This is a genomic window from Mesorhizobium qingshengii (assembly GCF_900103325.1).
GTDB lineage: Bacteria > Pseudomonadota > Alphaproteobacteria > Rhizobiales > Rhizobiaceae > Mesorhizobium > Mesorhizobium qingshengii.
On record NZ_FMXM01000015.1, the window covers coordinates 164407 to 175502 of the forward strand.

9 protein-coding genes and 1 pseudogene are annotated in these 11096 nt (G+C 61.8%); 1 reads left to right on the forward strand and 9 read right to left on the reverse strand.

Annotated features, from left to right (window positions below; translation table 11 throughout):
• Nucleotides 1-119: 119 nt before the first annotated feature.
• From BLS48_RS22905 to BLS48_RS22940, 8 genes are all read right to left on the reverse strand, one after another.
• Nucleotides 120-851: an ABC transporter permease gene (locus BLS48_RS22905; RefSeq protein WP_167365207.1), complete on the reverse strand. Its 732-nt coding sequence runs from the start codon at nt 849-851 to the stop codon at nt 120-122.
• A gap of 4 nt (nt 852-855) precedes the next feature.
• Nucleotides 856-1563: an ABC transporter permease gene (locus BLS48_RS22910; RefSeq protein ID WP_167365204.1), complete on the reverse strand. Its 708-nt coding sequence runs from the start codon at nt 1561-1563 to the stop codon at nt 856-858.
• Between the two features lie 74 nt (nt 1564-1637).
• Nucleotides 1638-2435, reverse strand: a complete 798-nt coding sequence (locus tag BLS48_RS22915) for a transporter substrate-binding domain-containing protein (protein WP_091582483.1) — start codon at nt 2433-2435, stop codon at nt 1638-1640.
• 75 nt (nt 2436-2510) lie between these two features.
• Nucleotides 2511-4481: a DUF2817 domain-containing protein gene (locus BLS48_RS36605; protein WP_167365208.1), complete on the reverse strand. Its 1971-nt coding sequence runs from the start codon at nt 4479-4481 to the stop codon at nt 2511-2513.
• Between the two features lie 67 nt (nt 4482-4548).
• On the reverse strand, nt 4549-6075 hold the full coding sequence (locus tag BLS48_RS22925) for an FAD-binding oxidoreductase (RefSeq protein ID WP_091582486.1): 1527 nt from the start codon (nt 6073-6075) through the stop codon (nt 4549-4551).
• On the reverse strand, nt 6072-7193 hold the full coding sequence (gene hisC, locus BLS48_RS22930) for a histidinol-phosphate transaminase (protein ID WP_091582489.1): 1122 nt from the start codon (nt 7191-7193) through the stop codon (nt 6072-6074). The genes BLS48_RS22925 and hisC overlap by 4 nt, the downstream gene beginning before the upstream one ends.
• 47 nt (nt 7194-7240) lie before the next feature.
• Nucleotides 7241-8362 carry a 2Fe-2S iron-sulfur cluster-binding protein gene (locus tag BLS48_RS22935; protein WP_091582490.1) on the reverse strand — a complete coding sequence of 374 codons (1122 nt, stop codon included), beginning with the start codon at nt 8360-8362 and terminating at the stop codon, nt 7241-7243.
• Nucleotides 8359-9399, reverse strand: a complete 1041-nt coding sequence (locus tag BLS48_RS22940) for an aromatic ring-hydroxylating dioxygenase subunit alpha (RefSeq protein WP_091582493.1) — start codon at nt 9397-9399, stop codon at nt 8359-8361. The genes BLS48_RS22935 and BLS48_RS22940 overlap by 4 nt, the downstream gene beginning before the upstream one ends.
• A 121-nt stretch (nt 9400-9520) precedes the next feature.
• Here BLS48_RS22940 and BLS48_RS22945 point away from each other — a divergent pair, with 121 nt between their 5' ends.
• Nucleotides 9521-10447, forward strand: a complete 927-nt coding sequence (locus tag BLS48_RS22945; RefSeq protein ID WP_091582495.1) for a LysR substrate-binding domain-containing protein — start codon at nt 9521-9523, stop codon at nt 10445-10447.
• A gap of 350 nt (nt 10448-10797) precedes the next feature.
• On the opposite strand, the pseudogene BLS48_RS22950 reads toward BLS48_RS22945, so the two are convergent.
• Nucleotides 10798-11096, reverse strand: a pseudogene (locus BLS48_RS22950) (IS701 family transposase); the annotation flags it as partial.

The following is an 11096-nucleotide window of genomic DNA, read 5'->3' on the forward strand; positions in this document are numbered from 1 at the left end:
GCTTGTCGGAATAGGGAGTGAACAATCCGGCGACCGACTTGGGTTGCGCCCGATCGGGTTACCCTGTCTTCAGCAATCGAGCGATGCAGACGCGCCGGCGTCCAACGACAGGAACGGCGTTACGAAACTGCTGCAGATTCCTTTGAGCGCGGGGCGCTAGAACCTTGGCGGGATTGCGACTCGTGGCGCATGAGAAAACGCTCTGTGGAGCGGACGATCGCGATCAACATCAGATTGACCACCAGATAGAGCACACCGGCAATGGCAAAGATCTCGAAGATAGCAAAGGTCTGGCTCATGAGCCGTTTGGCGTAACCGGTTATTTCGAGCACCGTGATTGTGGAGGCAAGGCTGGTCCCCTTAACGACGAGAATGAGCTCATTGCCATAGGCCGGCAGCGCCTGGCGAATGGCGAGCGGAAACTCGATGCGCCGGAACCGCAGCATGCGCGACATGCCGCACGCCTGGGCCGCTTCGACGAGACCAACCGGAACCGACATCAATCCGCCGCGCAGTATTTCGGACGTGTAGGCAGCCGTGTTCAGCGCAAGCGCTAGGATGGCGCAGCGCGCGCCATCGCTAATCACCCACCACAAAGCCGCGTTATCCCTGATCAGGGAAAGCTGGCCAAGCCCGTAATAGAACAGGAAGATCTGTACCAGCAGTGGCGTGCCTCGAAAGACATTGGAATAATATTTGGCGAAGCCTGACAGGAAGCGGTTCGATGACAGCCGCATCAGCGCCAGGCCGAGGCCCAGGTTGAAGCCGATCAGCACCGAGACGAACGTCAGTGCCGCCGTCACCCACAGGCCCTTGAGAAGGACGGGAACCGCTAGCTGGATGAGATCCATCATACTACTTTCTCGTCCTCACTCTGAGGCGGCGTTCTATGCCGTCGAACCCGGCCTGGCTGACGAGCGTAATGGCCAGATAAACCACAGCCGCGATCAGGTAGAAGACGAACGGGTGGCGGGTGGAATTGGCGCCAACGAATGAAATGCGCATCAACTCCTGAAGGCCGACTACCGAGACCAGGGCCGTGTCCTTGATCGTGGTCTGCCAGACATTGTTGATACCGGGAACCGCGATGCGCAGCATCTGCGGCGCGATGATGCGGCGAAAGATCCGCCCGCCCGATAGCCCGAGCGCGCGAGCGGCCTCGATATGCCCATCGGGGATCGCCGCCAAGGCTCCACGCACGACCTCGGTCGAATAGGCGCCGGAGATCGCGCCGATGGCGATGACTGCGATGACGAACGCATAGCCGTTCTCGGCGACACCGGCATAGCCGAAAGCGGTCACGACCTTGGTCACAAATTCAACCGAACTGAAAAACAGGAGGTAGATGATGAGCAGTTCGGGCACGCCGCGCACCAGCGACGTATAGGCATCAACGAGCAGCGAGAGCGGAAATATCCGGGCCCATTTGATTAGGCCGCAGACAATGCCGATCACCAGCCCGGCCGCCATGCTGACGAGACCGACAAGGATCGTTATCGACGCTCCACGCAGGATGGCGGTCACCCAACCTGCTTCCCAAACCTGCCAGAGACCGAATTCCATCTGTATTGCCCTAGTCTGTGGTGCCTGAAGTGCATGCGCCCGGCGGTCCGGGCGCATGCGACGAATCCAAGGCGTTATTTGCAGGGCCGGGAGATGTCCGTCTTGAACCATTTCTGGCTTGCCTTGCCGATCGATCCGTCCGCGATCAGCTCGCAAAGCGCCTTGTCAATCTTTGCCTTGAGTTCGGCGTTGTCCTGGGCGATGCCGACGCCGATGCCTTCGCCAAGCGTTGGGTCGTACGTGCTCTTGATCTCAACGCCAACCAGTTGGAAGTTCTTGCCATCGGGCTTGTCCAGAAAATCCTGCAGGGCGGATTGATCGGCGAAAGCCGTGTCGATACGGCCGCTCGCCAGGTCGATCTGCATCTGGTCGAGCGTGTCGTAGGTTTTCAGGTCGGCATTCGGCGCGCGCTTCTCGAGGAAATGCGCGTGGGTGGTGCCAGCCTGCACGCCGACCTTCTTGCCGTCGAGCGACTTCAGCAGCGTGTCGACGTCGGTGATGGCGGCCAGATCAGAACCCTTAGCCGCAACGAACATGTTGGCCAGTTCGGCATAGCCGACGCTGAAATTGATCTCCTTCTTGCGATCGGCGGTGATCGACATGCCCGAGATGATGACGTCGAAGCGCTTGGCCTTCAGCGCCGGGATCAACCCATCGAACGCCTGCACGACGAAATGGCAGGTCACCGCGAGTTTGGTGCATAACAACGCGCCGACATCGGCGTCGAAACCGGTGACGTTGCCATTGGCGTCGGACATGCTCCATGGCGGGTAGGCACCTTCCGTTCCGATGGACAACTCGCCTTCGGCGGCCAATGCGCTTCCCATGCTTCCCGCGAGACATGCGAGCAGCGTCAAGACTTTCAATTTCATATCAGTTCCCCTTGTTGTTGGTCTTCATTGCCGTTGTCCGGTGCGAACCGGACGCTTCGAGAATGCAGGCTTTCCTCACAACGTCCGTGCCAGGAATTGGCGCAGACGCTCCGAGCGCGGGCTGCCGAACAGCTCCGCTGGCGCACCCTCTTCCTCCACCTTTCCCTGGTGGAGAAACAGAACCTTGTGGGAGACCTCGCGCGCGAATTGCATCTCATGCGTCACGAGGATCATGGTGTTGCCTTCCTCCGCCAGTTGACGGATCACCCGCAGCACCTCGCCGACCAGTTCGGGATCGAGCGCCGAAGTCGGTTCGTCGAAAAGGATGACCTTGGGCCGCATCGCCAGCGTGCGGGCGATCGCCGCCCGTTGCTGCTGGCCACCGGATAACTGGCCGGGATAATGGGCGTGCTTGTCGGCGAGCCCGACCTTCTTTAAAAGTGCGTGAGCATGTTCGATGGCCTTCTCGCGGGGCTCCTTCAAGACGTGTCGGGGCGCTTCGATGATGTTCTCCACCACCGTCATGTGAGGCCACAGATTGAAGTTCTGGAACACCATGCCGACGCGGGCACGGATGCGTTCGACCTGCGCCATATCGGCTGGCCCAAGGCGGCCGTTCGACAGCGGCTTCATCTTGATGACCTCACCGTCGATGGCGACCTTGCCGCCGTCCGGCTGTTCCAGAAGATTGATGCAGCGCAGGAACGTGCTCTTGCCCGAGCCCGACGAGCCGATCATGGAAATGACTTCGCCGGCATGGGCGGTGAGGTTGACGCCCTTCAACACCAGAAGCGAGCCAAATCTCTTGTGAAGCTCGTCGATCTGCACGGCCGGCGTGGCGATCTTCGCCTCTTCAGCGGGCGCCGGATCCGCCACCACGGCGGGAGCGGTTGGCCGCGTCTGTTCGCTGCCGATGGCCGCGTCCTGGGTTACCTTGACAGTCCGTAGATCCGCCAGCGCACGGTCGAAATAGCGCAGGCTGCTGGTTAGGCAGGTGCGTTGCCAGTCTGGGTCATTCGGAAGGAAGGCAACTCGCAGCGTGTCCCGGATCCGCTTGCCCAGCGACGAATCGATCTTGCCGAACAGATGCAGCCAATTGTCGGCCTGGACCGCTTCCATGACAGTCGGCCCGTCCAGCGTGCCACATTCGACGACAAGTGGCAGCACGCGCGCATTTGGCATTGCCTTGAGGACGGCGTCGGAGACGTAGCCGGTCGCTGTCGCCGCAATGCCGGTGCCGGTCCTGGCGCCTGGGCCGGTCAGCACTGTCACCAGCGCCGGCCCGAAGATGGATTTTCCCCAGGCAAGGCCGGCATGCTCGGAACTCGCGACCGAAAGCAGAGCCGGATAACCGTAAGGCCCTGCTCCGGTATGCAGGTCGAAGACGATGACCTGGCGTGCCGCGCCGGCAAAGGTCTTCAGGATTTCGTTCAATGTGCGGTTCGACCAGACCGGACCACCACCGCCGTAGAACATGCCGTCGGCGAACTCATACTGGCCGGCCTCGACGATCGCCGCCAGCCCGGCATGCCCAAGCCTCTTGCGCGCAACCGCGAGCTTCTCATCGGCCGCTATGCGGTCTGGCCCTTCCCATTCGCGATAGACCACGGCGTCGTGTAGGCCCGCATAGCCATTGTTGACCGGAGCACTCGAAGACCAGTCGATGAAGTTGCGGTTGAGGTCGACATTGTCCTCGTTGACGCGCCGCGACCATGCCGTGCCCCAGGGATTGATGAGGTGAATGGCAAGGATCGCCGTGTCGGCGGGCAGGCGCCGCAGGTTCTTCTGGCCCAGCCAGGCGGTCTGGCAGGTCGAGCCGAACGGGCCCTCGACACCATGCGTGCCGGAAATGAGCACGATCAGCTTGCGCGCATCGCGGCGGCCAAGCAGCGCCACATCCGTCGCCAGCGTCTCGCCATCCGGACCGTTCAGCGGATGAACATATTCCGACAGTTCCGCGCCAGCCCGCTCAGCGGCTTCGCGAAATCCTTGGCGCAGGGTGGCGAAATCACAGGCGTAGGCTGGTGCTGGCTCATCATGGCGCATGGTCGATCCCACTGGACCGCTGGCGGTTGCGGTCAATCCGTTCATTCCCTGTCGTTCCACCGAGGGGCTATTCATCGTTGTGATCGCTCGCGTTGTGAGGTGGCAATCGGCGCTCATTGCCATAAAGGAGCGGCCTTGAGGACCGGACGAACCAGGCGTCAGAGGGAAGCACCTTGTCGGGGTTCATGATCGACTGATCGTCCAGCGCAAGTTTCACCCGCTCCATCACGGCGAGCTTCGTCGGGTCGGCCGTCGCCAGCAGCGAATGGATGCGCTTGGACCCGACACCGTGCTCGGCGGAAAAGGAACCGCCGATCTCCCGCAGTTGGTGATACAGGACGCCCTCGACAGCCTCCGCCATGTCAGGCGCCAGCGGACCCTGACGGTTGAGGATGATATGCAGGTTGCCATCGGCCAGGTGCCCGAAGACATAGGGCGCCAGACCCGGTTCGATCGCGGCGAGGCCGGGCAGGATTCTGTCGAGATAGGCCGGAATTTCCGACAGAGGCACCGAAACGTCGAAGGAAGGCGCATTGGGATGGGCGCGATAGAGCACACCGGTGTCCTCGCGCAACCGCCACAGGTCGTCCTCTTGCCGCCGCGAGCCGGCGATGATGCCGGTGGCTTCGGGATAGCGCTCCATCACTTCCAAATAGATCCGCTCGAAATCCTCGCGCAGCGCCTCTTCGCGCGCGCCGCCAAGCGACAGCAGCAGGAACAGCGGCTGGTCCAACGGCACGCCGGGTTCGGACCATTCATGCGCGGCGGCGGCCAGGCTGAAATACCGGGTCCACATCGCCTCCGCCACGCGCAGATGCCCGGCATCCGATTCAAGTGCCAGGCGAATGGTTTGTAGAGCCGCTTCGACAGACGGCAGTCCGAAAAGCGCGGTGACCGTGGCTCGCGGCGAAGGGTCGAGCTTCACGACCACGCGGGTGACGATGCCGAGCGTGCCCTCGGCGCCGATGAAGAGATGCTTCAGATCGTAGCCGGCGGAATTCTTCACCACCCGGGTCAGATCGGAATAGACCGATCCGTCGGCCAGCACGGCCTCCAGGCCAAGCACGCGGTGGCGCATGACGCCATGGCGAAAGGCCATCACGCCCCCGGCATTGGTGGACACCATGCCGCCGATCGTCGCTGAGCCGCGCGCGGCAAGGTCGATGCCCGGTTCCAGCCGGTGTTCGAGCGCGGCCATCCGCAGGGCTTCGAGGGTGACGCCGGCGCCGACCACGGCCACGCGTTCGAGCGGATCGAGCCGCTCGATGCGGTTCATGCGTAGCAGGGAAAGAACGATCTCGCCCGGCCGCGAAACGCTGCCGCCGACCAGACCAGTCTTCCCACCTTGCGGCACGATGGGAATCTCGTTCTGGCGGCAGATGCGCACCACCGCCGCGACCTCGTCGGTCAATGAAGGCGCAACGACGATTCCGGCGTGGCGATCCGCCCCATTCGAACCAAGGTCGATCGCCCCGGCATCATCACCGATGCGGACATTCGAGCCGCCAACGACATCGCGGATCGCGTCGACAACCGGCAACGGGACAGCTTGCTCGATCCAGTTCGTTTGCCTGGGAGACACGAGGCTGCTCATCGCCCCGCCAATTCCCGAAGCGCTGTAATCAGCCGATCGTTGTCAGCCGGCAAGCCGATGGTGGCGCGCAGATAGTGTTCGTAGCCGGCTTCGCGCCACGCCTTGACGATGATCCCCTGCTTCAGGAGACCGGCGGCAAGGCTAGAGCTGTCGCCCTTGCAGTCGAAGAACAGAAAGTTTGTTTGCGATTGGGCAACCCCGAAGCCGAGGCCGGCAAGTGCGGCGGACGTGCGCACGCGCTCGGCCCTGACGCGGCTCGCCGACGCCTTCATCCAGCTTTCGTCAGCGAGTGCCGCGACGGCGGCGGTCTGCGCCGCAGCATTGACGTTGAACGGCGTCTTGGCTGCCGCGGTCACTCTTGCCAGTTCGAGGCCGGAACAGACGGCATAGCCAACGCGCAGTCCCGCCAGGCCATAGGCCTTCGAGAATGTCCGCAGCACCACATAGTCGATACCGCTGTCGCGCAAGACTTCGATGCCGTCGGGCGCACCGGGATCGGCGAATTCGAAATAGGCCTCATCCAGGACAAGAAGCGTACCGGGCCGCACGGCGCCGATCAGCCGTCGCAGGCTGGAATGGCCGAGACCCGGCCCGACCGGGTTCCACGGCGAGGATATGAAAACGATCCGTGGCCGAGCGGCGATCGCCGTCTCGAGCCTGGCAAGATCGAACCCCATTTCGGGTGTCATCGGAATCTTGACGACATCGGCCCCGGCCGCCAGCGGCTCTATCTCATGCAGGCCGAAGCTCGGCACCGTCGTGACGACCGAGGCGCCCGGCACCAGGACGGCTCGGGAGATGGCGGCGATCATCTCCTCGGAACCATTGCCGGCAACGATCAGCCCGGGATCGACCGCCAGTTTTTCGCCAAGCGCCGACCGGAGCGCCGTGCAGGCCGGATCGGCATAACGCCATGGCTCGAAGGATGAGGAGGCCAAAGCGGCCATGACGGCGGGAGAACATCCATCCGGGTTCTCGTTGCTGGCCAGCCGCGCAATATCGTGGCGGCCACTCAGCGCCCGCGCCATCGCGATGTTCATGCCGGCATTGTAGGGCGGCAAGGCGGCGATATGCGGATTGAGCGGCAGGCTCGACACTGGTTTGACCGACTGTTCCAAATCCCGACTTCCGTTTCCCCGCGCCCACACGCGGCATCACAATCTTGTCAAATATCCAGGACAACTGATCCGCGCGGCTTGGAGCAGCAAAGCAGCACTTCGCCTGCCCCAAGCTCATCCAGCGGTTCTTCGAAATAGATGACGTCGCCCAGGATCAGCCGCGACTTGCATGTGCCGCAGATGCCGGCCCGGCAGCTGAACTCAGGCAGCAGACCCTGGTTCTCGGCGAAGTCGAGCAACGATGCGGCCGAGTCATCCCAGACGGCCGTCAGGCCCGACTTCCGGAATTCCACGGTTGTCGCCTCCCCGGCCGGCTCGATCCTTGCCGGCTGCGCCGGAACCACAGGCACGGCATCGGGCTCAAGCACCGTCGCCGGGCCGAAGAATTCGTAGGCAATGCGATGCTTCGGCACGCCAAGCTCGCGAAGCAGAGCGTAAATCGCCTGCATGAACGGCGGTGGGCCACAGAGGTAGAAATCATAGTCATCGATCGGCAGCAGCCGCTGCAGCACCTCGCGCGAAATCATGCCTTCGCTGTGGAAGCGCTGCTCGGCTTTGTCGCACGCGGACGGGAACCGGTAGCAGTAGTGCGCGGTCAGGCCGGGCCGGGTCGTGACCAGGCCGGTCACCTCGTCGCGCAAGGCATGTACGCCCCCGTTCTCGCAAGCGTGGATGAAGACGGCACGGCGGTCCGGCATGGAAGCCAGTGCATGCAGCATCGACACCATCGGCGTCAGCCCGACGCCGCCGCTGAGCAGCACGACTGGACGGCTGCTGCCCTTGTCGAGCACGAAATCGCCGCGTGGCCCTTCCGCCTGAAGCACATCGCCGACCTCGATCCGGTCATGCAGGAAGCACGAACCGACCCCGTCGGGCAGCCCCGGCGCAGGTGCTGCTTCACGCTTCACGCTGATCCGATAGCGAGTGCTGTCGGGGGAACAGGAGACGCTGTAGTTGCGCAGCACATATCCCCTTTCGCCGGCGCCCTCCCGCGCTGCCGGAATCCGGAACACCAGGAACTGGCCCGGCTGGAAGTCGCGCCAGTCCTGTGGATTGACGGGCTCGACATGGAACGACGTGATAATGGCGCTTTCGCGCACCTTCGCGACCACTTTCAGGTCACGAAACCCGCTTCTTGCGATGGTGTCGCAAGCGGTCAGTGCGTTCATTCGGCAGCCGCCAATTGCTGGCTCTCGCTGGCGATCAGCTTGGCCAGGTTGCGGCGAAAGCGCAGCGGTCCGACATCGATCTTTAGATCGAGATTGGGCGTGCGCTTGTTGGCCATGCCTTTGTGCACGGCATTGAGCACGATACGGTCCTCGTCAAAGGCGCCGCGCACGGAGGTGGCGAACTGACGCGAAACCTCCATGTCGTCGGGGGCGAAATTGCGCATCTGGAACCAGTAGTATTTCGTCTGGTTCTCATCGACCGGCGTCATGAAGTTGTAGCTGTCCATGAGGAACACGTCCTCGTGCAGCAGCTTGCCCTCGCCGCCGGTGCAGGCCGGCACGAAGATCGCCTTGATGATGGCGTTGGAGGGGTAGCGCACCTCGTAGTGCTGCTTGCGGTCGCAATTGCCGGCGAATTTGAGGAAGGGCTCATAAAACGGCGCCGGCTTGGCATCGACCACCCAGCGCCACACGGTCACGCCGTTCGCGCCCACGGTAGTTTCGAGCGGCGCATCCTCCATTGCCTGAACACCGCCGAAAGACGATTGGTGTACCCATGACACATGGGAAGGATCGAGCAGGTTGTCGGTCATGTAGAGGTAATTGCAATCGAGCAACATAGACTCGCCGCGATTGACGCCCCAGGCCGGATCGCCCCAGTGATCGACCTCGAAAATCAGAGCAGGATCCGCTTTTTCGGCTTCACCCATCCATATCCAGAGCAGTCCGTAACGTTCGGCGATCGGATAGGAACGAACGCATGCAACATGCGGTATCTTTTCAGCACCGGGTACACGCGTGCAGGTTCCTGTGCTGTCAAAAGTCAGACCGTGATAGCCGCATTCGACCGTATCACCCTTGATGCGGCCCATGGACAGCGGCAGCTTGCGATGCGGGCAGGCGTCTTCCAGGGCAGCTACCGCACCATCGGTGCGGCGATAGAGGACAACATCTTCGCCGAGGATACGAATGGGCTTCAGCTGGTCTGTGACCTCATGGTCCCATGCGGCAACGTACCAACAGTTTCGAAGAAACATGGCGTCCTCCCAAGCTTGTGAACGCCAAAACGAATAGCTCTCGGGTGAGAGACGACATAGGGGTTGCATCTGCGTTCTATTTTAGAAATGCTAAAGCAAGCCGAACCCAGGATCATACCAGGTGAATAAAACGCCCCCCCTGCGCGCGATACAGGCCTTCGAGGCTTTCGGTCGACGCGGCAGCGTAACGGCCGCGGCCCACGAGCTTGGCGTTTCCGTCGGTGCGGTCAGCCAGCAGATCCGCAAGGCTGAAGATGTGCTCGGGCTCAGTTTGCTCGAGCGCCGTGGCAGGAACGTTGCCCTGACGTCTTGGGGACGAACCTACCATGCGGCCATTTCGTCAGGTTTCGACCAGATCCGCGACGCCCAACACATCGTCGAGCGGGCGCGGTCGGAAAGCGCGCTGACCATCTCCTGCCTTCCCTCGCTCGCCAGCAAATGGATCGCGCCAAAGCTTCTGGATTGGCAAATAGGTCACGCGGGTGCGACGGTGCGTCTCGTCGGCGCCGAGCAGGAGCCGCGTTTTGACAAGGATCAAGTTGATTTCCGAATCTCATACGGCGCCAAGGTTCATGACTACGATCACTATGTCGAACTGTTCACGGATTGGGTGGTTCCTGCTTGTGCTCCCGGGTTGCTGGCCAATCGGCCTGTCCGCAAGTCCTCGGATGTTCTTGATTTTCCACTCCTGGGCATAGAATGGGCACGAGATCATCAATCGCCGCCAAGCTGGGCTGAATGGGCAAGCAAGATCGGTGCGTCACATCGAAAGACGTCTGGCGAAGTTGCCTTTTCCTTGTCGAGCGCCGCGATCGACGCTGCGATAAATGGAAAGGGGTTTGTGCTTGCTCAATTGTCCATGGCCGCTGACGATATCGCCGCGGGCCGGCTCATCGTTCCATTCGATCAGCGGATAAAGTTGTCTGGTGCCTATTTCCTCGCCTGGGACCGTTCGGCGCTAGAGAAGCCATTTGCACCAGAACTCCGCGCCTGGATCGTTTCGATCTCCAAGCGCCCGACTGCCTCTCCAGCCGATCGGGATCGGTGAGAGGCATTCACATGCTAACGAAACCAATCTCGATCGTCACAGAGAGCGGCTTGTCGTTCAACTAGCAAGCCGACGCAGCATTCTCGCTCAATCACTTAGCTATCCCATTCACACGTCATCGCCGCCGAGCACCGCACGGCGTTCGAGGTGGTGGCAGGCATACTGCTCCTCGGCCTCCTCGCACGACTGTTGGGCTTTTGAAGGGGCAATCGTGGACAGGTCTCGCCACGAAAACCGGTCTAACGAGTGGCGAAAGCGCACTGGCTGGAGGAGACATCGCAGGCGTCGATTTGGCGGCGTGCCGATGCGGCTGATCCTTTTGGCCGTTGCCTCAGCTCGACTTTGTACGTTTAGGTGGCGAAGCATAGTGCTTGCGCCATTCGCAGGATGCGTTGTGGCGGGATATTTTGTCGTTCCCGGTTTGGCGGGGAGTGTTGATTAATATCGCCGATCCAGATTTCGAGGCGGACTGCGCCGATGGCATCGCTGAACGTCAGGCTGGTTTTTCGGTACCACGCTGCGGCGTATGGGGTGGTGGTGCTGGTGAGCAGATCGCAGGCCCATAGCGATACGAGGGTGTAGAGACCGAGCAATGTTGGGGTGGTTCGTGCAATGGCCTTGTCGGACCATTGCCGTTGGGTCTCAACGC

Coding starts and splice junctions, on each gene's coding strand:
- BLS48_RS22905 (WP_167365207.1), bottom strand. CDS start 851: ATGGATCTCATCCAGCTAGCGGTTCCCGTCCTTCTCAAGGGCCTGTGG.
- BLS48_RS22915 (WP_091582483.1), bottom strand. CDS start 2,435: ATGAAATTGAAAGTCTTGACGCTGCTCGCATGTCTCGCGGGAAGCATG.
- BLS48_RS22925 (WP_091582486.1), bottom strand. CDS start 6,075: ATGAGCAGCCTCGTGTCTCCCAGGCAAACGAACTGGATCGAGCAAGCT.
- BLS48_RS22910 (WP_167365204.1), bottom strand. CDS start 1,563: ATGGAATTCGGTCTCTGGCAGGTTTGGGAAGCAGGTTGGGTGACCGCC.
- BLS48_RS22935 (WP_091582490.1), bottom strand. CDS start 8,362: ATGAACGCACTGACCGCTTGCGACACCATCGCAAGAAGCGGGTTTCGT.
- BLS48_RS22940 (WP_091582493.1), bottom strand. CDS start 9,399: ATGTTTCTTCGAAACTGTTGGTACGTTGCCGCATGGGACCATGAGGTC.
- BLS48_RS36605 (WP_167365208.1), bottom strand. CDS start 4,481: ATGCGCCATGATGAGCCAGCACCAGCCTACGCCTGTGATTTCGCCACC.